Genomic DNA, 22,197 nt, shown 5'->3' with positions numbered 1-22,197 from the left:
GTAGCCCGCAATGACGGTCAGGCAAATATCATCGAGCTCAGCCTGCGACGGCCGTTCAGCATGATGGGATCGTTCGGCTTGAGCGCTTCAAAAATGGTAAAGAGCTGGGTTTTAGCGGCTCCATCGTTCCATTCCCGGTCCCGCCTGAAGAGGTCCAGAAGTGCGTCAACAGCGGCCTCCACGTCACCGCTTGCATGCAGTGCCTGGGCGAGGTCGAAGCGCGCCTGCATGTCCTCGGGATCAGCTTCAACAGCCGATCGCAGAACATCAAGCGGTCCAGCGCCTTCAGCCTGACGGGCCAGCTCCAGCTGTGCATGCGCGGCTTCAAGCTCAGGAGATTTGGAAATTTCCGCCGGTGCGCCGTTCAGGATCGCTTCGGCCTGATCGAGCTCACCCAGGGCGATATGCGAACGCACGAGGCCGGCGTAAGCAGCCGCGTTGTTCTGGTCTTCGCCCAGGATCGCGGCGAAGGTCTGCGCAGCGTCGGTCGCCGCGCCCTCGTTCAGCATTTCTTCCGCGGCTGCGATTGCTTCGGCAAGTGTATCTCCCGGAGCCTCGCCGCCCGCAGCTTTCACCACGCGGTCAATAAATGCTCTGATCTCCGACTGCGGCACAGCGCCCTGAAAACCGTCAACCGGCTGACCTTTATGGAAGGCATATACGGTCGGAATGGACTGAATCTGCAGCTGACCCGCAATCATCTGCGCTTCGTCAACGTTAACCTTGACCATCCGAACAGCGCCCTTCGCGCCGCGCACAGCCTCTTCAAGCTGTGGCCCGAGCGTCTTGCAGGGTCCGCACCACGGCGCCCAGAAGTCGACAATTACCGGAACCGTCTGTGAGGCCTCGACCACGTCGGCCATAAAGGTTGCCTCAGTGCTGTCTTTGATCAGGTCATCCGCAGCGGGTGCCGCACCAAGGTTCAGATCCATCATGTTGTCCGTCCTGTTGTGTCGCGTCTGCGTTATATGGGACCGCTGAGCCGAATTCAAAGGTCAAAAGAAGCGAAAACCGGTGCGTGGTCGCTGGGCTTTTCCCATCCGCGCACATTCCGCAGGACCCGGCTGGAATGACCGGACTGCGCAATATCGGATGTTGCCCAGATATGGTCCAGCCTGCGGCCCTTGTCCGCGCCATCCCAGTCCGGCGAACGATAGGACCACCAGCTGAAAAGCTGTCCTGCAGGAATATCCTGACGGGTGATATCGACCCAGTGCCCGGCGTCCTGGGTTGCGGCAAGGTGCTCAACTTCGATCGGCGTGTGGCTGACAACCTTGAGCAGTTTTTTGTGATCCCAGACATCGTCCTCGCGCGGTGCGATGTTCAGATCACCGACCAGGATGGATCTGGTGGGCCGGTCTGCGCGGAACCAGTCCCGCATGTCCGTCAGGTAGTCCAGCTTCTGGCCAAACTTTTCGTTGATATTCCGGTCAGGTTTGTCCCCGCCTGCCGGTACGTAGAAATTGTGGATTGTCACGCCGTTCTCAAGCTCTCCGGCAATGTGCCGGGCATGCCCGAGTGCGGCAAAATCCATCGAGCCCGCCTCCCGGATTGGCAGTTTGGACAGAATTGCGACACCGTTGTACCCTTTCTGGCCCCGCGCAACGTAATGCGCATATCCGGCGGCGGCGAAGGCCTCGAGCGGGATCTTGTCGACCGGGCTTTTACACTCCTGCAGGCAAAGGACGTCTGGTCCTTCCTCTGTCATCAGTTTTACAACAAGTTCCTCGCGAAGGCGTACGGAATTGATGTTCCAGGTGGCAAGAGTAAACGGCATCTGTATCGCTCCCAAATCAGACGTGCCGGCACCCTAACGCGCCGGGCCGGCCTTCACCATGCCCGGTCCGGGCTGTACTGTCAGAAAATGGCTGCAGGGGCCGTCCCCCTGCCCACCGGTGTCAGGACAAAAAAAGACCGGGCACGAAGCCCGGCCAAGTCCAACAGGGAGGTGCATGTCATAACCCGGACATGCGCGGGGTTCTTAACAGGTAGGCCGTTTTGGTTAACGTTTCATTGACGCAGGTCAAAAAACCAAAGAACAGCCTATGCCATCAGTCTGTAACCGCCTGATTCGGTCACAAGAAGGCGCGCATTGGACGGATCTGGTTCTATTTTCTGGCGGAGACGGTAAATATGCGTCTCAAGCGTGTGCGTTGTCACCCCGGCGTTGTAACCCCAGACTTCGTGCAGCAGGACATCGCGCGGTACGACACCATCCGTAGAGCGATAGAGAAACTTCAGGATATTCGTCTCTTTTTCCGTCAGGCGTACCTTGCGCTCGTCCTCGGTGATCAACATCTTCATCGACGGTTTGAAGGTATAGTGACCAAGCTGGAATACCGCGTCCTCAGACTGTTCGTGCTGGCGCAGCTGTGCGCGGATCCGCGCGAGCAGGACCGGAAACTTGAACGGCTTGCTGACATAGTCGTTTGCGCCGGCATCCAGACCCAGAATGGTGTCTGCGTCGCTGTCATGTCCGGTGAGCATCAGGATCGGGCTTTTGACGCCCTGTTTGCGCATCAGCCGGCAGAGTTCGCGACCGTCGGTATCGGGCAGCCCGACATCAAGAATGACAAGGTCGTAGAGCGCTTCTTTCGCCCTGACCATAGCATCCGCGCCATTCGCGGCCTCGAAAACATCGAAGTCCTCTGTCATGATCAGCTGCTCGCTGAGCGCCTCACGCAGATCATCGTCGTCGTCAACTAGCAGTATCTTTTTCAGCTGTGCCATGGATCTCTCCCTCGTGTTGCAACAACATTTGTGGTTTTGTGCCGCTGCAGACAAGCGTGGTGTGATTTCTCTCACAGCCTCGTGTTACATCGGTGGTGAATTGTTTCAATTCCGGCCTGTTTGCCCTAGATCAGCGCAGGAAAAGACAGGCACTGTAACATCATGACTATTGCTCCAAACGTCCATGAACGCCTTGCAAGGGCCCGCGCAGACCTGCGGATGGGCGTTCCTGTGGTGCTGGATTCCGGCAGTCCTGCGATTCTTGCGGCAGCAGAAACGCTGGATGCCAACAGATTACGCAGCCTGATCAGCGCCGGAACGGGTGGGGTTCTGGCCATAACGGCACGGCGGGCGGACACTCTGCGCGCCAGAGCTTACGACGGTGACATTGCCCGGATTTCTCTGCCACCGGATGCAGATGCGGCCTGGGTCAGGGCCATAGCTGATCCTGCGGGTGATCTCATGAACCCGATGAAAGGGCCTCTCGCAAGCCACCGCTCCGGTGATCCGGACCCGGCCCGTATCGCCGTCCGTCTTGCCAAATCCGCAAGACTTCTTCCGGCCGCCATAGTGGTTCCGGTGCCTGACGCTGCCTCTTTTGCGGCCGGGCACGGTCTGACGCTCCTGAATACGGATGCAGTATCGGATGCTCTGAACGACCGGAGCCCTTTACACAGTGTTGTCAGCGCCCGGCTGCCACTGGAAGTCTCCGAGGCAGGGCGCCTGCATGTTTTCAGACCCGAAGATGGTGGAGAAGAGCATTACGCGATCGAGATCGGGCGCCCGGACAGAACGAAACCGGTACTGTCCCGCCTGCATTCGGCCTGCTTTACCGGCGACCTTATGGGATCATTGAAATGTGACTGCGGTCCCCAACTGCGCGCGGCCCTCGCGCAGATGGGCGCAGAGGGCCATGGCGTTCTGCTCTACATGAATCAGGAAGGGCGCGGCATCGGTCTGGCCAACAAGATGCGGGCCTACTCGCTGCAGGACCAGGGTTTCGACACGGTCGAGGCGAACCACAGACTGGGGTTCGAGGACGACGAGCGGGATTTCCGTCTGGGTGCTGACATTCTGAAGTTACTGGGATTTAACGCGGTCCGCCTGATGACCAATAACCCGGCGAAAACACGAATGATGCAGAGCTGCGGGATAGATGTGACCGAGCGGGTGCCGCTGCACGTTGGCGAAAACCCACATAACAAAGCCTACCTCGAAACCAAACAGCGTAAATCCGGCCATCTTGAATGAAACCCTCTGACCTTGTCCTGACCCCACGCGGTGTGCGCTTTTTCGGTCGCTACTGGCCCTGTACAATCGGAAAGGGCGGCGTAAGCGGGCGAAAGAAAGAGGGGGACGGTGCCACACCGCGCGGCACCCACCGCATAGTCGGCATGCTATACCGTCCGGACAGAATGGCACGCCCCACAGACTGGGCGCTGCCGATCCGACCGGGTGATCTGTGGTCAGATGACGTCACGCATGAAGACTATAACATGATGGTCCGTGCGCCCTGTCCCTACAGTCACGAAGTACTGCGCCGCTCTGATCCGCTGTATGATCTGATTCTGCTGACGGACTGGAACTGGCCATATGCAGTGAAAGGGCGCGGTTCGGCGATCTTTATCCACCAGCAACGGCGTCCCGGTTATCCGACAGAAGGATGTATCGCTTTTTCACGCGCGCATCTGCGCCGCATCGCGCCGCTGATCACTCTGCAGACAAGGCTGATCGTACCCTAGGACGTCGTACGTTCTCCGAAAATTGCGGAACCGACGCGCACATGCGTCGCACCCAGTGCAATGGCTGTCTCGAAATCGCCGCTCATGCCCATACTGAGACCCTCAAGTCCGTTGCGGGCAGCAATTTTCGCAAGCAGCGCAAAATGAAGAGATGGTTCTTCGTCGGCTGGTGGAATGCACATCAGACCTTTGACCGGCAGATCCAACGCAACGCAGTCCTGCACAAATTTGTCTGCGTCGGCAGGCAGAACGCCCGCTTTCTGCGGCTCTTCACCTGTATTGACCTGTATAAACAACTCCGGACATGACCCGGTTTCGTCGGCAAGGCGCGCAAATGTCTTTGCCAGTTTCTGGCGGTCCAGAGAATGGATACTCTGGAAAAGGTCAAAGGCCTGCCGTGCCTTGTTGGTCTGTAATGGTCCGATCAGGTGCAGGTCGATGTCTTTGAATGTCTCGCGAAAGCCCGGCCACTTTCCGGCGGCTTCCTGTACGCGGTTCTCGCCAAAACAGCGATGTCCCTGCTCCAGTACCGCCTCAACCCTTGCGTCGGGCTGCACTTTGGAAACAGCGATCAGATGTACCGACCCGGCAGGGCGGCCGGCCCTGGCCTCTGCCGCAGCAATACGACCGGATATGTCTTCAAGAGGCATGCAGTCTTCTCCTGTCAGTGTTCAGTTACACAGATAAGAAAGATGCAGAAAAGAAAAGGGGCGAACCGAAAGGTCCGCCCCAGATATCATGCGATGTGTTCAACTCAGAAGTTGAAGATCACACCCAGGTCAGCCTGTGTGTTGTCGGAGTTGTTGCTGCCGATACCACCGCGCAGGGAGACGCCGCCGCCGAGGTCGTGGCGGAAGCCAACGCCGTAAGCTGTGTCGTCACCGTCGATACCGTTGTCGGAAACAACAGCCTGGATGCTTGTCGCCGCGCCAACCGGAACGGAGATGGATGCACCGTAGGATACGTCGTCCTGAACGTCGCTGTCTGCAACCAGGAAGGAGAAGTCAACGTTGCTGAACGCGCCGGAAACCGATGCCGCCCAGAAGTCGTTGTCTGTTACGCCTTCTTCGCTACCGAATGCGATACCAACTGCGTATGCGCTGAACACATAGCCCAGACCGATTTGCCATTCGGAGTCGAAGCTGTCTTCTGCGTTGTCTGTGTAAGACGCTGCAACAGTCAGATCACCCATGGCGTAGCGGATTTTTACAGTCGGTGCTTCTTCGATTTCGTCACCGATGCCGGATGCCGGCAGGCTGAAGCCGCTGGACTGCTCGAGGAACGATGTCAGACCTACGCCGAAGCCGTAGTAGTTAACAACGTCGCCGGAGTCGATCACGTCGGAAGTGTTACCAACGTCGAGGCGGAAACCACCGGCCTGTACGTTGAATTCCGGGTTACGGATCGCGTTCTCGTTGTCTTCGAACGCTGCGCCTTCGTCACCAGTGGCGGAGTTGCCGTTGGATTCGTCGTTTGTTTCGATACGCAGACGTGCGCCGAACTTAACGCCACCATCTGTTTCGGCTGTGCCGACGATGTTCAGGCGGAAGCGCTGCTCCAGACGTGTGTCGCTGAGACCAGCTGCACTGTCTTCGTTGTAAAGCAGACCGAAACGACCGAAGCCGTTGAATGTGATATCCGCCGCAGCCATGCCGGCTGTCGCGACGAGCATCGTGGATGCAAGAAGAACTTTTTTCATGTTGTTGTCCCTAGTGTACGAATGTTTCCCGGGATGACAAGCAACCCAAGTGTGAATGTGTAATGTCTTACAAGCCGCATGACCTCAAGCTTTGAAAGAATTCGCACGCCCGGATTTCAGGAATATGGTGCTTTGATGCCACACCCGCCCTAATGCCGCCATAATCACCGCAAAGCGGCATGCGGCTTGCGATGCACGGACTCCTGCAGTAAACGGTTCAGAGACAACATTTGGGCAGGTTTTTCATGAAAAAGAGCACGTCGGCGCGTTGGATCGGAGCAGCATTGTGTTGTGGGTTGCTGGCTGCCTGTGGAGGGCGTTCGACGAACAGTATCGATACGGGCCCAAGGGATTTCACTGACCCTACCAGTCAGCGCGACAGGAATTTTCAGACGGGCACGACCATCTGGGATGCCTTCCGCAATTCGGGCGCGGTTGAAACCCGCACCAGCGTCAACAAATACCTGTGGGCCGCATCGCTCGAGGTACTGGAATTCCTGCCCGTTGAGTCGGTCGACCCCTTCACCGGTGTGATTATTACAGGATATGGCACGCCACCCGGCAGCGGCCGTGCCTATCGCGCGACTGTGCTTATCGATGATCCCGCGCTCGAAGCAAGATCGCTGAATCTCTCGCTGCAGACGCGGAACGGTCCGGCCAGTGCGGCAACCATCCGTGCTGTCGAAGACGCGATTCTGACGCGGGCCCGTCAGATCCGGAACCTGGACGGAAGCCTCTGACAGGTCTCTGCCCCCGACAGTAAACACTCTTTCCCGCGCCGGGCACCGATCACAAACCGGGTCCCGGCGCTGATACGTTAAAAAGGACGCAGAAATGGCGCGTTACACCCCGGCAGAGATCGAAAGCCGCTGGCAGGACGTCTGGAACCGCAACGAAATTTTCAGGGCCGTCCGGTCTGCAGACAAGCCGAAGTACTATGTGTTGGAGATGTTCCCCTATCCGTCCGGACGCATTCACATGGGTCATGTACGCAACTACACCATGGGCGACGTAATCGCGCGTTATAAAATGGCCACCGGACACAACGTGCTGCACCCGATGGGCTGGGACGCCTTTGGCATGCCTGCAGAGAACGCTGCTATGGCGATCGGCGGGCACCCCAAAGACTGGACCTACGGCAATATTGCCGACATGCGGGACCAGATGAAACCGCTGGGTCTTTCGATTGACTGGACGCGCGAGTTCGCCACCTGTGATCCTGAATACTACGGCCAGCAGCAGGCATTGTTCCTCGATTTTCTTGAGGCGGGCCTCGTTTACCGCAAGAACGCGCAGGTGAACTGGGACCCGGTTGATATGACGGTTCTGGCCAATGAGCAGGTCATCGACGGCAAAGGCTGGCGGTCGGGCGCCGATGTAGAACGGCGCGAGCTGACACAATGGTTCTTTAAAATCAGCGACATGGCCGGAGAGCTCAAAGAGGCACTGAACGGTCTGGAACACTGGCCTGCCAAGGTTCGGCTGATGCAGGAAAACTGGATCGGCGAAAGCCGGGGCATCGAAATACCTTTCCGCCGGACCGACGGCGGCGATAACATTCTGTGCTATTCGACCCGGCCTGATACGATGCGTGGGGCGTCCTTTATCGCTGTCTCGCCCGACCACCCGGTATCAAGGGCACTCGAGGACGATAACCCGCAGCTTGCCGCCTTTATTGATGAATGCCGCAAGATGGATACCACCGAGGCGGCCATGGAAAAGGCCGAAAAGAAAGGGATCGACACCGGTCTGCGCGTCTGGCACCCGGTGTACCCGGACACGGAACTGCCGGTCTGGATCGGCAACTTCGTTCTGATGGACTATGGCACCGGCGCCGTTTTCGGCTGCCCGGCACATGACCAGCGCGACCTCGACTTTGCGCGCAAATACGGGCTGCCTGTGCGCAACGCCTTTTACCTGCCGGGCGACGAAACCGAAGTTGAGAATGTAGCGCTGGTCCCTGCCAAAACCGAGAAAGTGGTTTTCATTGACCATTTTGCAGGTATCGGTGAAGCGACCAGCCAGCAGGGTATCGACGCGACCATCGACTGGTTCGAAGCCAACAACCTGGGCACCGGGCAGACAAAATACCGCCTGCGGGACTGGGGTCTTTCGCGCCAGCGCTACTGGGGTTGTCCGATTCCCGTGGTCCACTGTGACGCGTGCGGCGTTGTCCCTGAAAAGAAGGAAAACCTGCCGGTCGAACTGCCCTATGACGTCGATTTCGACACGCCCGGCAATCCGCTCGACAGGCATCCGACATGGCGCAACTGCGCCTGTCCTTCCTGCGGGAGGGATGCACTGCGTGAAACGGACACCATGGACACCTTTGTGGACAGCTCATGGTACTTCGCACGTTTTACGGCACCCTCGGCGGATACGCCGACAGTCTCCGACGATGCGAACTACTGGATGAATGTGGACCAGTATATCGGTGGCATTGAACACGCGATTCTGCATCTGCTGTATTCGCGTTTCTTCGCCCGGGCGATGCATATCACCGGTCATCTGCCCGAAACGGCGATTGAACCTTTTGACGCGCTCTTCACGCAGGGGATGGTGACACACGAGATTTACCAGACCCGGGATGAAAAGGGCCGCCCGGTTTACCACCTGCCCGAGGATGTCACCGACGGGAAACTGGCAGATGGCACCGAGGTGGAGATCGTCCCTTCGGCAAAGATGTCAAAATCGAAAAAGAATGTCGTCGACCCGATAAATATCATTTCGGCTTACGGCGCAGACACAGCACGCTGGTTTGTGCTGAGCGACAGCCCGCCGGAACGGGATGTTGAGTGGACGGCCTCGGGAGCTGAGGCCGCCTATAAGCACCTGTCCCGGGTCTGGAACCTCTGCGACAGAATCGGGCAGATGGACCGCGATGCCCCCGGCACCGGCGATGACGACCTTCTCCGGGCGATGCATGGCTGCATCCACGATGTCACCATGGGGATCGAGAGCTTTGGGTTTAACGCTGCAATTGCAAAGCTTTATGCGTTTACTGCGACACTGCAGAAATCCAGGGCCGGCTACGCTGCCCAGCGTGAGGCAATCATGACGCTGGCACAGCTGATGTCTCCGATGACACCGCACCTGTCAGAAGATATCTGGCAGAACCAGGGGGGCGAGGGTCTGATCACAACAGCCCCCTGGCCGGCGGCGGACGAGGCGATGCTGGTTTCTGACACGGTGACGCTGCCTGTTCAGGTCAATGGCAAACGCCGCGCTGAGATCACCGTGCCTGCCGATACGAGCAAGGAAGAGGTTGAAAAAATCGCCCTCGCGGATCAGGCTGTCATCCGGACCCTCGACGGTGCAACACCCAGAAAGGTCGTCGTAGTCCCGGGACGTATTGTGAATGTTGTCGTTTAACCGCCGCGCTCTGATCTGCCTGCCGCTTGCCCTGGCTGCCTGCGGGTTTACGCCAGTGTACAGCACAGGTGGGAACGGTACCCGCCTGCAGAACAACATTTTGATCGATGATCCCACCACGGAAAGCGGCTATCTGATAACGCGACGGATCGAGGAGAGGCTCGGGCGGTCCGTGGCCGGGGGCTATCGCATGGCGGTCAGCGTCACGACGGCGCAGGAAGACCTGGCCGTTGATCGCGAGGGCGACATTACGCGGTTCAACCTGCTCGGCAACGCAGATTACACGCTGATCGACAACACCACCGGTCGGATTGTACTGTCCGGAACAGTTGATAACTTCACAGGTTATTCTGCCGCTGATACCACCGTTGCGACGCTGGCCGCTGAACAGGACGCGCTGCGTCGCCTGATGGTCCTGCTGGGCGATCAGATCATTGTCAGGCTGCTCACCGCTGACCTGACATGAAGCTGTCTACACGCGATGCCACCGGCTATTTTGCCAGGCCCGACCCGGGCAGAACCGGTATTCTGATCTTTGGCCGCGACGGCATGCGTGTCGCACTGAAGCGTCAGCAGATGCTCGCAGCGCTGCTTGGCCCGACCGCAGAAGAAGAGATGCGCCTGACGCGCATGAACGGGAACGAACTGCGCAAGGATCCGGCGCTTCTGACTGATGCGGTAAAGGCGGTCGGTTTTTTTCCCGGCCAGCGGGCCGTCTTTGTAGAGGACGCAAATGAGAACTCAGCACCTGCAATCCTGACAGCGCTGGCAGACTGGCAGGATGGCGACGCGCAGATTGTCGTCACCGCAGGTGATCTCAAGCCGACATCGAAACTGCGTAAGGCCTTTGAGGCACATCCGAACGCCTATGCCACCGGTATCTATGACAATCCGCCCACGCGTGCCGAAATTGAGCAATCCCTGCGCGACGCGGGGCTCGAACTGCCCACGGGTGACGTGATGGCCGCACTCACCGATCTGGCGCAGGCGCTTGATCCGGGCGACTTCCGTCAGACGGTGGAAAAACTCTCGCTCTACAAAATCGGGGACTCTGCAGCGGTCAGCGAGGCTGACGTAGCAGCCTGTGCGCCGACATCAACTGAGGCGGATATCGACGACATTCTGATGGTCGTTGCAGAAGCACGCGCGCAGGAAATCGGTCCGGTCATGCAAAAGCTGACGGCACAGGGGGCGACACCGGTGGGACTATGCATCGGAGCCATGCGGCATTTCCGGGCGCTGCACCGCGCCGCCAGCGATTCGTCGGGCAGACCGACTATCTTTGGCCCCAACCGTGACCGGATGCTTGCCCAGTCACGTCGCTGGGGTGCGGCACGGCTGGAAACGGCGCTGACTGTTCTGACGGACACTGACCTTCAGCTGCGATCTGCAGGGCAACACGCACCGGGTATGGCTCTTGTGGAACGCGCCTTTATCCGCCTCGCCATGCTGGGCGCGCGCTAGCCTTCTGCACCGCCAAACATCGCCATAACCTCGGCTTCTGTCATCTGGTGCGTTTTCTCTGCAAATGTGTAACCGGCCGGCTTTTTGTCGATGTAGATCTCGCCTGTCAGAGTAACGCCGTCCTGCGTATCAAAGGTGCCAAACCCGATGTGATGGGCGTTATGGTGTGGGCCAGGTGCCGTAACGCGGTACCACATGCTGCTTCCGCACGTTTTGCAAAAGCTTCTCTCGGCCCAAGGCGAAGAGGAATAAGTGGTGAGGTTTTCGGCGCCGGAAATGCTGAGCTGATCACCTGGCACCTCGACGCCAAGGAATACTCCACCGCTCCATTTTCGGCACATGCCACAGTGGCAGGCACCGGTTTCTGCGATGTCTTTCGCAACTTCAAAACTTACAGCACCACACAGGCAGCTTCCGGTCCGGGACATGACATTCTCCTAAGTCTGTTTCTCTCAGAATACAGATAACTGCTGACAGTTTCCGACAGCAGTTGCCAGCGATCGGGCCGCGTGACAGGGTCAGCAAAACGGAACTCACCTGAAAGAACACACTATGTATACCGTCATCGGACCGCAAAAATCACGTGCTATGCGCGTTCTCTGGATGCTTGAGGAACTGGGCGAGCCGTATGAGCATATTCCCGCTCCCCCAAGGTCGGATGAAGCGACGCGCTATAACCCGACCGGCAAAGTACCGGCGCTGACGGACGGCGACGCGGTGCTCACCGATTCGATGGCAATAATCACCTACCTCGCGGACAAACACGGCAAGCTGACAGCGCCGGCAGGCACCGTTGCGCGCGCGCGGCAGGATGCGCTGACCTTCTGGTTGATTGACGAGATGGACGCCGTGCTCTGGGCAGCAGCAAAACACAGTTTTGTCCTGCCTCAGGATCTGCGGATGCCCGAGATCAAGGAAACACTGAAGGCCGAATTCGTCGCTTCGGCCGACCGGCTGTCATCTATGATTGACGGTCCGTTTCTGATGGGAGACGAGATCAGCATACCTGATATTCTTGCCTGTCACTGCATCAACTGGTCCGTCGGCGCAAAGTTTCCGCGGGTAGATGACAGGTTGTTTGCCTATGCGAAAAACCTGCGCGAAAGACCCGCCTATCAGGCCGCTGCCGCAAGATAGCGCAGCGCACCAAGGCCTGCGTGGCGTCCGGTGGCAAGGCAGGCCGTTATCAGATATCCGCCGGTGGGGGCGTCCCAGTCCAGCATCTCACCGGCACAGAATACCCCGGGGACTGCGCTGAGCATCAGATCGCCGGTCACGGCCGCGCGCGAAACACCGCCAACCGTCGAAATGGCCTCGTCCGCCGGCAGAAATCCGTTGTGCCGCACTGGCAGTTCTTTAATCAAAGATGCCCAGTTCTGCGGGTCCGCGCGCTGCCCCCCGGCCATTTCGAAAACCAGCGCCGCTTTCACCGGCGACAGGCGCAGTGTGCTTTTCATCCAATGCGACAGCGTTCTGCCCCTTGCAGGCGCTTTGGGACCGGTCAGTTGCTCTGGTGTGAGGTCCGGAACCAGATCGATACGCAGCGCAGCACCCTGCCTCAGGGCCGGCGAAAGAGTATAAATACCGCCGCCTTCAAGACCCCTTGCCGACAGAACCGCCTCGCCGCGCGATGTCTGAGCGCCTGCCGACCAGCGAACAGATTTGAGTGCTGCGCCAAAATGCCCTCGCATGTGATCGGTCCAGTCGACGGCCAGGCCCGCGTTTGAGGGCGCAAAAGGGGCGGTTTGCACCCCCCTGCGTTCAAGGATGGCGGCCCAGCGTCCGTCCGCGCCCAGTTTTGACCAGCTGTTGCCGCCCAGCGCCAGAACAGTGACATCCGCGGTAACGCTTTCAGATCCCGATGGCGTGTCAAACAGGGCATTGCCGTTGTCGTCCCAACCCTGCCAACGCATTCTGGTCCGCAACAAAACACCGTTTGCGGCAAGACGCGCGAGCCATGCGCGCAGCAAAGGCGATGCTTTCATTGCCCTGGGAAACACCCGACCCGTCGAGCCGGTAAAAATCTCCTGATCCAGTCCCTGCGCCCAGTCCCTGACCGCCGATGCATCGAACTCCTCTACAAACGGCGAGAGCCAGTCCGTACTTTCACGGTAATTTGTCAGGAACTGCGCCAGAGGTTCGTCCATCGTCAGGTTAAGACCCGACTTTCCGGCCATCAGGAATTTCCGCCCGGCAGAGGGCAACGCGTCGCAAAGCGTCACACGCAGACCTGCGGCGGAAAGGGTTTCGGCCGCCATCAGACCTGCCGGGCCTGCCCCGACGATCAGTGCATGTTTCACGCGTCGTCCTGCGGAAGCCCGCCCTTAATCTCCACAACACGCTGCGGATAGGGGATTTCGATGTCGTGCTCTTTAAGCGCGTTCCAGATCAGAAACAGCACATCAGACGTGTACTTGTTCGGCCCGTCATCCAGACCGTTCACCCAGAACTCGACGGCAAAATCGATGCCGCTGTCCCCGAACCCGCGCAGCTCGCAGTCGGGCGGGTACGGGGCATCAAGGACATCCGGGTGTCTGGCAACCGCAGCCTCGATGATTCCGGGCACAAGGTTGATGTCGGTGTCGTAGCTGACCGAAAACGGGGCCTCATACCGGTTCGCAGAGCCACTGTCAGAATAATTGACAACCCGCGTTGTGATGAAATCCTCATTCGGCACCACAATCCAGCGACCGTCAAAGGTTTCGAGAATCGCCGCACGGGCAGTCATTTTGACAATCTGACCGGATTCCCCGCCGTCCAGTTCGACGTAATCCCCGACTGTTGCCTGCCCCTCGATCAGAAGGATCACGCCAGAGATAAAATTCGACGCGATTTTCTGAAGCCCGAAGCCCAGGCCGACACCAATCGCACCACCGATCACAGCGAGTGCCGACAGGTTGATACCCATAATGTTCAGAAGCAGCAGGAAAGCGATGCCAAAGATGCTGAATTCCACCACCTTGGCGAGCAGTTGTCGCAGAGAGGGACGCATCTCTTCCTGTTTTTCGATGAACTGCGAAGTCTGCCTGTTGGACCAGCCCCCCAGCCAGAACAGGACACCACCGGCGATAATCCCCCGTACCAGAGACATGGCGGAGAAGGAGATATTGCCAAGGCTGACGGTCATTTCGTTCAGCCGGTCAACGAGCAGGTCAAGAAGGCCCAGCGCATAGAGCGCAGCCACAGGGATCAGCACGTAGCGCCCCAGCAGCTTCAGCAGCGGGTCAGTGAGAATCTCCCGCGCGAGCGTTCTTGCCGCAAGAAACATGAAAACGCGTTTGCCGAAGGCGATCACAGCACCGCTGTCAAAGAGGGACCGTACAACGCTTTCACCGATGGCCGTAAAGACATAGGCCAGCAGCGGCAAAAGAAGCGGCAACAGGGTGAGCGCAAAGCGCCGGGTCTGCGCCAGCATGCTTTCAGCTGTTTCCTCGGGCGTCAGAATTCGCGTCAGCCCTCCGCGCAGGCGTCTGGCGGTAAAAACGGCCAGCAACCAAGCAACGAGAAGCAGCGCAAACTGGGACCAGGCCGCAGGGCTGAGCACCCAGGACATAGCCAGTTCCCAGACCTGCAGGGCATATCCTGCTGCCTGCTGTACGATCTCCGGCTGGCTGGAAAGATCAAATTCCACGGCCGCTCCCTCTTTTCATGTGCGCCTGTGCATCTAGGTTCATGCCTGCGCCCGCCAGCCAGAGCAAGCCTTATGTCAGACCCTGTGTGCCCCCTCTGCCACAGACCCATTCCGCCGGATGTCAGCCAGAGCCTGCATCACCTGATCCCGAAGCTTAAAGGCGGCAGGGGAGGTCCGGTGGTGCTGCTTCACCACATATGTCACAGGGAAATACACGCCACGCTGACCGAATCAGAACTGGCGCGCAGTTACAACACACCCGACGCCCTGCGCGCGCATCCCAGGCTGGCCGGATTTATAAAGTGGGTCAGCAGACGCCCGCCGGGTTTCCAGTCAAAAATCCCTGGCAGGCGGCGGAAACGCTGAACAGGTTCAGATCAGCCCGACGGCTTTGCGGATATCCGTGTCGCGCAGCGAAATCTCGCCACCCTTCCAGTCATCCGCCTCCGGACCACACATCCACAGTAACGCGCGCGCAGGCCAGTCCGCCGGAATGTGGTCTTCCCATGCCAGCTGGCTCACCCGGTTGATGCCCGACGCTTTGATTTCCCGCTGCATTTGCGTGGCAACAGTGCCGGGCGACAAACCGATGGCGCGGATACCGTGGTCGGCCTCCTCCAGGTGCAGGCACCGGTTCAGCATGTTTACCGCAGCCTTGGACGAGCAATAGTGGCTCCAGCCTTCTATCGCATTGTGCGCAGCTCCCGAACTGATCGTCAGAACAGATCCCCCGCCGCCTGCCTTCATCACCGGCAGGGCCGCATGAATGCAGTTGAAAACACCCTTGAGATTGATATCGATCACATCGCCCCAGCCGTCGGGGTCCATCCCGCTCATCCGCGAGATAGGCTCGATCGCACCTGCATTATTGATCAGCACGTCAATGCTGCCGAACTGTTCTGCAGCCGTTGCCACAGCGGCAGCGACCTCGCTATAGCGGGCAACGTTGCAGGGAATCGCGATTGCTTTCTCGCCGATCTCGCCAGCGAGATCCGCAATGGCCCCCTGGCTGCGGGCCAGCAGCACCACACTGGCACCCGCCCGGGCAAAGATCCGCGCTGTTTCGGCGCCGATACCACGGCTTGCGCCGGTAATCACAACGGTTCTGTTACTCATATCCATAGCGAGGCTCTCCCAAAATACCTGATGATGGTGGTAGTGTCAGGGCGCGGCACCGTCCAGACCCGGCGCCCCTTGACCATCATACGACCATAACAGACGATGCGCCCAAAGGTTTCCCAGAGGATCGAAGCATGTTTCATTTAAAGAATTGTACCGCTGTTGTTGCAGCGATCGCAGGCCTGGCCGGACCAGCCGCCGCAGATGTCACCGCGGACGACGTATGGAATGATATCGGCGCCTATATGGCAGGCATCGGGTACCGGATCTCCGGTCAGGAAAACCGGTCCGGCGATACCCTGAGCATCAGTGACATCCGCATCACCGGATCTTTTGGACCGGACACCGGGTCGATGATCATGCAGCTCGACAATATTACACTGACGGAAACGGGCGACGGGGCCGTCGACATCGGTATGCCCACCGTCGTGCCGGTAGTTTCCGAGTTTACCGGCCCGGACGGTGAGGTGTTTACAAGCACCGTCGAATACCGGCTGTCAGGGCTTGAGGCGCTGGCCAGCGGCTCACCGGCCGAGATGCTGTATACCTACGCGGCGGATACGGTTTCATTCCTGACCAGTGGTCCGGACATTGATGGAGCATCTCTGTACACTGCAGAGGGCAGCATCAGCGGTGTCGCAGGGACAACCACGATGATCCTCGGTGGCTCACGGGTCTATGACCAGCAGATGACCGCCGGCGATGCGACCTATCAGATCAGTTTCTCCGACCCCGAGGGGGACGGCGCGGGGCGTATGTCCGGTGAGATCAGCGGTCTTTCTTTTGAGGGAACATCGGACCTGCCCGTGCTGGTCACCGAACAGCTCAACATGAGTGAAATGCTCTCGGCCGGTTTTGCGGCCAGCGGTGAATTCCGGATGGGGATCGCCACGCACCAGGTGACCTCGAGCGGGGAAGAAACCGATTTCAGCCTCAATATGACATCGGATGAAACGGTTGTAGATGTCCGGATGGGCAAGGACGGGCTGTTGTACGGCGGCACTCAGCGTGAAGTCGCGGCAACTTACGAATCCAGTGCGCTGCCCTTCCCCATTGCTTTCGCCGCGGAGACGTCCGGCTTTGAGCTGGGCATGCCCCTGCGAAAAACGGACACGCCTGCAGATTTCTCGCTGGCGCTGTCACTGGAAGATTTCACAATGGATGATTTCCTGTGGAACATGATCGACAGTGGCAGCAAGCTGCCCCGCGATCCGGCCACGCTCATCATTGATCTGGCGGGTAAGGCGACCGTTCTCTTTGATTTTCTTGATCCGGCGTCCATGGCCGCAGCCGGCGAAACCGGCGAAACGCCCGCAGACATCGAAAGTCTTGATGTCCGTGAACTGCGCCTCGAGCTGGCCGGTGCCAAACTGCAGGGCGAAGGCGCTTTCACCTTTGCGGAATCAGATGCTCCGTTTCCCCGACCAGTGGGTGGCGTCGATCTCAGCCTGACCGGCGGGAACGGCCTGATCGACAATCTCGTCAGCATCGGCCTTCTGCCCGAGGAACAGGCGATGGCCGCGCGTATGATGATGGGGCTGCTTGCGGTGCCCGGCAATGCGCCCGATACGCTGAACTCGCGGATCGAGATCAACGAACAGGGCCACATCATCGCCAACGGTCAGCGCATCCAGTAACCCGGCGCAACACCCGGGTGCCTGCCTTTTTTCCGGTGCCCCTTGCAGCAGGGGCACCGCACAGCTACGTCGTGGCGCAACCACGAGGCGGTAACACGACACGCAGGTACAGAGGTATCCAATGACCCAAGCCATCGAAGACCTTTCCGGCAGGCTTCTGGACGCCGCGCGCAAAGCCGGCGCAGAGGCCGCGGATGCAATCGTTGTGCGCGGAACCTCTGTGAACATCGATGTGCGCAACGGCGCGCTGGAACAGGCAGAACGCTCTGAGGGTACGGACCTTGGTCTGCGCGTCTTTTTAGGGCATCGGAGCGCCACAGTTTCGGCCTCGGATACCAGCGACCGCACGATCGCGGAAATGGCGGATCGCGCTGTTGCCATGGCAGGTGAGGCACCCGAAGACCCTTACAGCGGACTGGCCGACCCCGAACAGCTCGCAACAATGCGTGACGCGTCCGCGCTGGAACTGTCAGACCCCACCGATGAGCCCCTGCCCGCTGCTCTTCAGGATGATGCACTGGCTGCCGAGGCTGCAGCACATGCAGTTGACGGGATTACCCAGGTCCAGTCCGCCTCTGCGGGGTATTCCGCGCGGGAAATACATCTGGCCGCAACAAATGGATTTTCCGGCGGTTACCAGCGCACCGACCGAGGGCTTTCGTGTGTGGCGATTGCCGGTACAGGCACCGGCATGGAACGCGACTACGATGCCGACAGCCGCATTTTCCAGGCTGACCTGCGTGATGCGGCAGAGATCGGGCAGCGGGCCGCGACACGCGCCCTGGCCAGACTGGATGCGCGCAAGCCGCCTACCGGAACCTACCCGGTTCTCTTCGATGAGCGTATTTCTTCGTCGCTGATCGGGCATCTGCTTGCAGCACTCAACGGGAGCGCGGTTGCGCGCGGGGCGTCCTGGCTGCGGAACGCCCTCGGGGAGCAGGTGCTGCCGGATGCTCTCAGCCTGCTCGAGGAGCCACACCGGCCCCGGGCGCCGGGATCGCGCCCGTTCGATGCCGAGGGTCTGCCGACAAAAGCCCGCAGCATCATTGAAAACGGCACACTGACAGGCTGGACGCTTGATCTCGCCACCGGCCGGAAACTGGAGATGCCGTCGACCGCCAATGCCACGCGGGGCACCTCCTCCGCACCCTCACCCGGCACGTGGAACGTCACGCTGACACCCGGAGAGGCGAGCCGCGAGGACCTGATCCGGGATATGGGCACGGGCCTGCTCGTCACATCGATGATCGGGTCGACAATCAATCCCAACACCGGTGACTATTCCCGTGGTGCTGCAGGCCTCTGGGTCGAAAACGGTGAAATCACCGGCGCCGTGAATGAATGCACGATCGCCGGAAACCTGCGTGATATGCTTTTGGCGGTTGTCCCCGCCAATGACGCCCGCCAGCACCTCAGCCGGCGGGTACCGTCACTTCTGGTGCCGGGGATGACCCTTGCAGGAAACTGATCTGGCGCTCATCTCTGACGCAGTCAGGATCGCCGGCAGGATCGCAACAAGTTACGCCGTCGACAGCACGCAGCGCTGGGACAAGCCAGGCGGTGCTGGCCCGGTCACCGAGGCCGATCTTGCCGTCAACGCGTATCTGGAGAATGTGTTGCGCACAGCACGTCCCGAATACGGCTGGCTGTCAGAAGAAACCGAAGACAATGACACGCGCCTTGGTCAGGAAACACTGTTTGTTGTGGATCCGATCGACGGGACACGCAGTTTTGTCGAAGGGTCCCGTACCTGGGCGCATTCGGTGGCAGTGGTACATCAGGGAAGGGTTACGGCCGGCGCTGTCTGTCTGCCACGCCGCGATATGCTCTACACTGCAGCCGAGGGAGGCGGCGCGTTTCTGAACGGCAATGCGATCACCACGTCAACCCGTCACGATCCGGGTGAGGCCGACATACTGGCAACAAAGCCTGCGGTAGAACCCGGTCACTGGCACAGTGGCGTCCCGTCTTTTCGCAGGGCGCACCGCCCGTCACTGGCCTATCGGCTCAGTCTCGTCGGCGAGGGTCGCTTTGACGCAATGCTGACGTTCCGGCCCGCATGGGAATGGGATATCGCAGCCGGTGCGCTTATTGTGACCGAAGCCGGCGGCACCTGCACGGATCGCAGGGGCAATCCGTTGCGGTTCAACAATCCCGGCGCTCGTCTTGACGGCGTTGTGGCGGCCGGACAGGCAATGCACGCCGGACTGATGCGTGCGCTGCAGCGCTGAGATACTGGGCGTGCACGTCTTGACCCCGGCGGGCATATACGCAACCTAAGGCTCAGTTACCCCGTACAAAGGAAATGTCCCATGACACAGCGGCTCCATCTCGTCTTTGGCGGAGAGTTGGTCGATCCGACCCGCAACACCTTCAAAAACGTGGATGACATACACGTGGTCGGTATTTTTCCGAATTACGAAGAAGCATTCAACGCCTGGAAATCAGAGGCGCAGCGCACCGTGGACAATGCCCATATGCGCTACTTCATTGCGCACCTGCACCGTCTGAGGGACGAAGAGGCCGCAGCTTCTGCAACCGAAGAGCTGGGATAACAGGACATGGGCCGCTCTCTCGGGCTGGCGGCCTGGCGCGCGCTGTCGCGTCACACAGCCGAGCGCGCCTTTGCGCCATCTGCCTCCAGGTTACGCGATGAGCTTGTCTGGATTCACGCGGCCGAGCCCGGGAACTATCTGGCCGTACAGGACATTGCGCTCCGTATCCGCAATGCGCGCCACGGCGTCCAGGTTCTGCTTACACTGCCTGACGATGAAACACTGCGGGATGTCCGAACCAGCTGGACACCTCCCGACGGCGTAACGCTGGAGCGGTTACCTTCTGAACACCCTGACGCCATCGACAGTTTCCTGACCCATTACCAGCCGGACTTTGGTATCTGGGTCTGGGGCAGACTGCGGCCTGCGCTGATAGACAGTGTGCTGCAGTCGGGACGAAGCATGATCCTGATCGATGCCGGCAACGACGGTTTTGACACACGGCATGATCGCTGGCTGCCGGATGTTACGCGTCGCATTCTGTCAGGCTTTGACGCGATCCTGGTGCGCTCTGCCGGTGCGGCAGAACGCATCGAGGCGCTTGGTGTAGACCGCAGACTGATACAACGCGCGCCACCTCTTCAGGCCGGTGGGCAGGCACTGGCCTGCGATGACGGAGACATTGCGGATCTGTCTGCTTTGCTGGGTGGCCGCCCGGTCTGGCTGGCCGCACGCCTGCAGGCGGAGGAAGCCGGTCCCGTGCTGGCCGCGCACCGCGCCGCTTCGCGTATGTCCCACCGTCTCCTCCTCATCATGAACCCGCGTCAGGCAACTGATACCAGTTCTGTCGCCGACAAAGTCCGCGCCGAGGGCATGCGCCTTTGTGACTGGTCAGCCGGCGAGGAACCGGATGACAATACACAGGTACTGCTGTCGGACGATCCGCAGGATCTGGGCCTGTTTTACCGCGTTGCACCGGTGTCGTTTCTTGGCAGTTCACTGGTACCCGGTTACGGGGGCTGCAACCCGTTTGAGGCGGCGGCTCTGGGATCCGCTGTTCTCTATGGACCAAACGTACGCCGGTATCTGCCATTCTACTCGCGGCTTGCCAGCGCGGGTGCTGCACGTATCGTCAATGATGCCGACAGCCTGAGTGCAGCTGTGCAGCAGCTTATTTCACCCGATCAGGCCGCCGCGATGGCTCATGCAGGCTGGGACGTGATCAGCAAGGGCGCAGCTCTGACGGACCGCGTGATCGGGCTGGTCGAAACCGCCCTGGACGCGCGGGAAGGTGGGACACATGCGACCACCTGATTTCTGGCACACACCGGCGGATGCGCCCGCCGCACGCGCACGGCTTCTGGCACCGCTGGGGTGGATCTATGGGCATCTGACCGCCCGGCGTCTCGCAGGGACAGATGGTGTCCGTCTGGGTGTGCCTGTTGTCTGCGTTGGCAATCTGAATGCAGGCGGTACCGGCAAGACGCCGACAGTCATCGCCGTGCTCGGAGCGCTGACGGATGCCTTTCACACACCGCACGTTGTAACCCGTGGATATGGCGGGAAACTGAAAGGACCGGTCCGCGTGGATCCGGCCCGCCACAGCGCAGCGGATGTCGGGGATGAACCGTTACTGCTCGCCGCATTTGCAGAAGTCTGGGTTTCCGAAGACAGGGCGGCCGGCGGACGCGCTGCCGAAAACGCCGGTGCGACTGTTGTGGTTCTGGACGATGGTTTTCAGAATCCTGCGCTGCAAAAGGATGTATCGATTATTGTCGTCGACGCTGAAAAAGGGTTCGGCAATGGCAGGTGCCTGCCGGCGGGGCCACTGCGCGAGCCGGTCGCGACCGGTCTGGCGCGCGCAGACGTGTTGTTGTCTGTCGGAAATGCCGCGGCTCAGTCGGCTTTTGACAGGCACTATCACCCGCCGGAACATGCCGCACCGCCTCACGTCAGAGCGGCCCTGCAGCCACTCAGGACAGGGATGGACTGGTCGGACATGCGCGCTGTTGCTTTCGCCGGGATAGGCCATCCTGAGAAGTTCTTTGCAACACTCCGTCAGCTGGGTGCCGATCTCGTTCACGCAGAACCGCTGGATGACCACCAGCCTCTGACCGCAGGTCTGATGGGACGGCTGGAGGCAGATGCCAAAGCGCGTGGCGCACAACTGGTTACAACGGAGAAAGATGCAGTCCGCCTGCCGGCAGCCTTCCGGATGAAGGTGATAACACTGCCGGTTCGTCTGCATTTTGAAGAGACGCCAAACGCACTGCTGGACCTGCTCGCGACGCTCAAAGCACCCTGAGCG

The 22,197-nt window shown here is 59.7% G+C and carries 23 protein-coding genes; 14 read left to right on the top strand and 9 right to left on the bottom strand.

Features of this window, described 5'->3' with window-relative positions; all coding sequences use genetic code 11:
* Window positions 1-17 precede the first annotated feature (17 nt).
* The 3 genes from trxA to Q0792_RS13460 form a co-directional block, all read right to left on the bottom strand.
* Window positions 18-935: a thioredoxin gene (gene trxA / locus Q0792_RS13470; protein WP_298841420.1), complete on the bottom strand. Its 918-nt coding sequence runs from the start codon at window positions 933-935 to the stop codon at window positions 18-20.
* A gap of 53 nt (window positions 936-988) precedes the next feature.
* Window positions 989-1,777: an exodeoxyribonuclease III gene (locus Q0792_RS13465; RefSeq protein WP_298841418.1), complete on the bottom strand. Its 789-nt coding sequence runs from the start codon at window positions 1,775-1,777 to the stop codon at window positions 989-991.
* Window positions 1,778-2,043: 266 nt separating this feature from the next.
* On the bottom strand, window positions 2,044-2,730 hold the full coding sequence (locus Q0792_RS13460) for a response regulator transcription factor (protein ID WP_298841414.1): 687 nt from the start codon (window positions 2,728-2,730) through the stop codon (window positions 2,044-2,046).
* Between the two features lie 162 nt (window positions 2,731-2,892).
* Here Q0792_RS13460 and ribA point away from each other — a divergent pair, with 162 nt between their 5' ends.
* Window positions 2,893-3,981 (top strand): GTP cyclohydrolase II, encoded by a 1,089-nt coding sequence (ribA, locus tag Q0792_RS13455; protein WP_298841411.1) that lies wholly within the window; start codon window positions 2,893-2,895, stop codon window positions 3,979-3,981.
* Window positions 3,978-4,472, top strand: coding sequence for a L,D-transpeptidase family protein (locus tag Q0792_RS13450; RefSeq protein ID WP_298841408.1), 495 nt, complete (start codon window positions 3,978-3,980; stop codon window positions 4,470-4,472). The genes ribA and Q0792_RS13450 overlap by 4 nt, the downstream gene beginning before the upstream one ends.
* On the opposite strand, the gene Q0792_RS13445 is transcribed toward Q0792_RS13450, so the two are convergent.
* Together Q0792_RS13445 and Q0792_RS13440 are read right to left on the bottom strand one after the other, a co-directional pair.
* On the bottom strand, window positions 4,469-5,122 hold the full coding sequence (locus Q0792_RS13445; RefSeq protein WP_298841405.1) for a YggS family pyridoxal phosphate-dependent enzyme: 654 nt from the start codon (window positions 5,120-5,122) through the stop codon (window positions 4,469-4,471). The genes Q0792_RS13450 and Q0792_RS13445 overlap by 4 nt on opposite strands.
* A 104-nt stretch (window positions 5,123-5,226) precedes the next feature.
* Entirely contained in the window at window positions 5,227-6,171 is a 945-nt protein-coding gene (locus Q0792_RS13440; protein ID WP_298841402.1) for a porin, read from the bottom strand.
* A 245-nt stretch (window positions 6,172-6,416) separates the two neighbouring features.
* On the opposite strand from Q0792_RS13440, the gene Q0792_RS13435 reads away from it, so the two are divergent.
* The 4 genes from Q0792_RS13435 to holA all read left to right on the top strand — a co-directional run bounded on the left by Q0792_RS13435 (window position 6,417) and on the right by holA (window position 11,007).
* Window positions 6,417-6,911, top strand: a complete 495-nt coding sequence (locus tag Q0792_RS13435) for a DUF3576 domain-containing protein (RefSeq protein ID WP_298841400.1) — start codon at window positions 6,417-6,419, stop codon at window positions 6,909-6,911.
* A gap of 94 nt (window positions 6,912-7,005) precedes the next feature.
* Entirely contained in the window at window positions 7,006-9,543 is a 2,538-nt protein-coding gene (gene leuS / locus Q0792_RS13430) for a leucine--tRNA ligase (RefSeq protein ID WP_298841397.1), read from the top strand.
* On the top strand, window positions 9,530-10,009 hold the full coding sequence (gene lptE, locus Q0792_RS13425; protein ID WP_298841394.1) for an LPS assembly lipoprotein LptE: 480 nt from the start codon (window positions 9,530-9,532) through the stop codon (window positions 10,007-10,009). Before leuS ends, lptE begins: the two co-directional genes overlap by 14 nt.
* Window positions 10,006-11,007, top strand: coding sequence for a DNA polymerase III subunit delta (gene holA / locus Q0792_RS13420; RefSeq protein WP_298841391.1), 1,002 nt, complete (start codon window positions 10,006-10,008; stop codon window positions 11,005-11,007). Before lptE ends, holA begins: the two co-directional genes overlap by 4 nt.
* On the opposite strand, the gene Q0792_RS13415 is transcribed toward holA, so the two are convergent.
* Window positions 11,004-11,435: a GFA family protein gene (locus Q0792_RS13415; protein WP_298841389.1), complete on the bottom strand. Its 432-nt coding sequence runs from the start codon at window positions 11,433-11,435 to the stop codon at window positions 11,004-11,006. The genes holA and Q0792_RS13415 overlap by 4 nt on opposite strands.
* 124 nt (window positions 11,436-11,559) lie before the next feature.
* Between Q0792_RS13415 and Q0792_RS13410 the strand changes: the two genes are divergently transcribed.
* Window positions 11,560-12,144, top strand: a complete 585-nt coding sequence (locus tag Q0792_RS13410) for a glutathione S-transferase family protein (RefSeq protein WP_298841386.1) — start codon at window positions 11,560-11,562, stop codon at window positions 12,142-12,144.
* Here Q0792_RS13410 and Q0792_RS13405 read toward each other — a convergent pair.
* Together Q0792_RS13405 and Q0792_RS13400 are read right to left on the bottom strand one after the other, a co-directional pair.
* The gene (locus tag Q0792_RS13405; protein ID WP_298841384.1) at window positions 12,123-13,307 is read right to left on the bottom strand and encodes a TIGR03862 family flavoprotein; all 1,185 of its coding nucleotides are present in this window, start codon (window positions 13,305-13,307) and stop codon (window positions 12,123-12,125) included. The two genes, Q0792_RS13410 and Q0792_RS13405, sit on opposite strands and share 22 nt — an antisense overlap.
* On the bottom strand, window positions 13,304-14,638 hold the full coding sequence (locus Q0792_RS13400) for a mechanosensitive ion channel domain-containing protein (RefSeq protein ID WP_298841382.1): 1,335 nt from the start codon (window positions 14,636-14,638) through the stop codon (window positions 13,304-13,306). The genes Q0792_RS13405 and Q0792_RS13400 overlap by 4 nt, the downstream gene beginning before the upstream one ends.
* 72 nt (window positions 14,639-14,710) lie before the next feature.
* On the opposite strand from Q0792_RS13400, the gene Q0792_RS13395 reads away from it, so the two are divergent.
* Window positions 14,711-15,004 carry an HNH endonuclease gene (locus Q0792_RS13395; protein ID WP_298841379.1) on the top strand — a complete coding sequence of 98 codons (294 nt, stop codon included), beginning with the start codon at window positions 14,711-14,713 and terminating at the stop codon, window positions 15,002-15,004.
* Between the two features lie 6 nt (window positions 15,005-15,010).
* Here the strand turns inward: Q0792_RS13395 and Q0792_RS13390 are convergent, their stop codons facing one another.
* Complete coding sequence (locus Q0792_RS13390) at window positions 15,011-15,760, bottom strand: SDR family oxidoreductase (protein WP_298841377.1); 750 nt, start codon at window positions 15,758-15,760, stop codon at window positions 15,011-15,013.
* Between the two features lie 131 nt (window positions 15,761-15,891).
* Here Q0792_RS13390 and Q0792_RS13385 point away from each other — a divergent pair, with 131 nt between their 5' ends.
* The 6 genes from Q0792_RS13385 to lpxK all read left to right on the top strand — a co-directional run bounded on the left by Q0792_RS13385 (window position 15,892) and on the right by lpxK (window position 22,194).
* The gene (locus tag Q0792_RS13385; protein ID WP_298841374.1) at window positions 15,892-17,394 is read left to right on the top strand and encodes a DUF2125 domain-containing protein; all 1,503 of its coding nucleotides are present in this window, start codon (window positions 15,892-15,894) and stop codon (window positions 17,392-17,394) included.
* Window positions 17,395-17,515: 121 nt separating this feature from the next.
* The gene (locus Q0792_RS13380; protein ID WP_298841371.1) at window positions 17,516-18,862 is read left to right on the top strand and encodes a TldD/PmbA family protein; all 1,347 of its coding nucleotides are present in this window, start codon (window positions 17,516-17,518) and stop codon (window positions 18,860-18,862) included.
* Window positions 18,849-19,625, top strand: a complete 777-nt coding sequence (locus Q0792_RS13375) for a 3'(2'),5'-bisphosphate nucleotidase CysQ (protein ID WP_298841367.1) — start codon at window positions 18,849-18,851, stop codon at window positions 19,623-19,625. Before Q0792_RS13380 ends, Q0792_RS13375 begins: the two co-directional genes overlap by 14 nt.
* An 81-nt stretch (window positions 19,626-19,706) precedes the next feature.
* Window positions 19,707-19,949: a DUF4170 domain-containing protein gene (locus Q0792_RS13370; protein ID WP_298841364.1), complete on the top strand. Its 243-nt coding sequence runs from the start codon at window positions 19,707-19,709 to the stop codon at window positions 19,947-19,949.
* A gap of 6 nt (window positions 19,950-19,955) precedes the next feature.
* Window positions 19,956-21,203 carry a glycosyltransferase N-terminal domain-containing protein gene (locus Q0792_RS13365; protein WP_298841361.1) on the top strand — a complete coding sequence of 416 codons (1,248 nt, stop codon included), beginning with the start codon at window positions 19,956-19,958 and terminating at the stop codon, window positions 21,201-21,203.
* Complete coding sequence (gene lpxK / locus Q0792_RS13360; protein ID WP_298841358.1) at window positions 21,190-22,194, top strand: tetraacyldisaccharide 4'-kinase; 1,005 nt, start codon at window positions 21,190-21,192, stop codon at window positions 22,192-22,194. Before Q0792_RS13365 ends, lpxK begins: the two co-directional genes overlap by 14 nt.
* Window positions 22,195-22,197 lie beyond the last annotated feature (3 nt).

The organism is uncultured Roseobacter sp. (assembly GCF_947495025.1).
Classification (GTDB): Bacteria; Pseudomonadota; Alphaproteobacteria; order Rhodobacterales; family Rhodobacteraceae; genus Roseobacter.
Note: the sequence above shows the minus strand (reverse complement) of the source record. Positions and strands in the feature narration are given on the sequence as shown.

What these genes read in the sequence shown, in the direction of transcription:
- Q0792_RS13435 (WP_298841400.1), top strand. Translation starts at nt 6,417, where the DNA reads ATGAAAAAGAGCACGTCGGCGCGTTGGATCGGAGCAGCATTGTGTTGT.
- Q0792_RS13395 (WP_298841379.1), top strand. Translation starts at nt 14,711, where the DNA reads ATGTCAGACCCTGTGTGCCCCCTCTGCCACAGACCCATTCCGCCGGAT.
- Q0792_RS13450 (WP_298841408.1), top strand. Translation starts at nt 3,978, where the DNA reads ATGAAACCCTCTGACCTTGTCCTGACCCCACGCGGTGTGCGCTTTTTC.
- Q0792_RS13445 (WP_298841405.1), bottom strand. Translation starts at nt 5,122, where the DNA reads ATGCCTCTTGAAGACATATCCGGTCGTATTGCTGCGGCAGAGGCCAGG.
- lpxK (WP_298841358.1), top strand. Translation starts at nt 21,190, where the DNA reads ATGCGACCACCTGATTTCTGGCACACACCGGCGGATGCGCCCGCCGCA.
- ribA (WP_298841411.1), top strand. Translation starts at nt 2,893, where the DNA reads ATGACTATTGCTCCAAACGTCCATGAACGCCTTGCAAGGGCCCGCGCA.
- Q0792_RS13390 (WP_298841377.1), bottom strand. Translation starts at nt 15,760, where the DNA reads ATGGATATGAGTAACAGAACCGTTGTGATTACCGGCGCAAGCCGTGGT.
- Q0792_RS13440 (WP_298841402.1), bottom strand. Translation starts at nt 6,171, where the DNA reads ATGAAAAAAGTTCTTCTTGCATCCACGATGCTCGTCGCGACAGCCGGC.
- leuS (WP_298841397.1), top strand. Translation starts at nt 7,006, where the DNA reads ATGGCGCGTTACACCCCGGCAGAGATCGAAAGCCGCTGGCAGGACGTC.
- trxA (WP_298841420.1), bottom strand. Translation starts at nt 935, where the DNA reads ATGATGGATCTGAACCTTGGTGCGGCACCCGCTGCGGATGACCTGATC.
- Q0792_RS13465 (WP_298841418.1), bottom strand. Translation starts at nt 1,777, where the DNA reads ATGCCGTTTACTCTTGCCACCTGGAACATCAATTCCGTACGCCTTCGC.
- Q0792_RS13385 (WP_298841374.1), top strand. Translation starts at nt 15,892, where the DNA reads ATGTTTCATTTAAAGAATTGTACCGCTGTTGTTGCAGCGATCGCAGGC.
- lptE (WP_298841394.1), top strand. Translation starts at nt 9,530, where the DNA reads ATGTTGTCGTTTAACCGCCGCGCTCTGATCTGCCTGCCGCTTGCCCTG.
- holA (WP_298841391.1), top strand. Translation starts at nt 10,006, where the DNA reads ATGAAGCTGTCTACACGCGATGCCACCGGCTATTTTGCCAGGCCCGAC.
- Q0792_RS13460 (WP_298841414.1), bottom strand. Translation starts at nt 2,730, where the DNA reads ATGGCACAGCTGAAAAAGATACTGCTAGTTGACGACGACGATGATCTG.
- Q0792_RS13410 (WP_298841386.1), top strand. Translation starts at nt 11,560, where the DNA reads ATGTATACCGTCATCGGACCGCAAAAATCACGTGCTATGCGCGTTCTC.
- Q0792_RS13415 (WP_298841389.1), bottom strand. Translation starts at nt 11,435, where the DNA reads ATGTCCCGGACCGGAAGCTGCCTGTGTGGTGCTGTAAGTTTTGAAGTT.
- Q0792_RS13370 (WP_298841364.1), top strand. Translation starts at nt 19,707, where the DNA reads ATGACACAGCGGCTCCATCTCGTCTTTGGCGGAGAGTTGGTCGATCCG.
- Q0792_RS13365 (WP_298841361.1), top strand. Translation starts at nt 19,956, where the DNA reads ATGGGCCGCTCTCTCGGGCTGGCGGCCTGGCGCGCGCTGTCGCGTCAC.
- Q0792_RS13380 (WP_298841371.1), top strand. Translation starts at nt 17,516, where the DNA reads ATGACCCAAGCCATCGAAGACCTTTCCGGCAGGCTTCTGGACGCCGCG.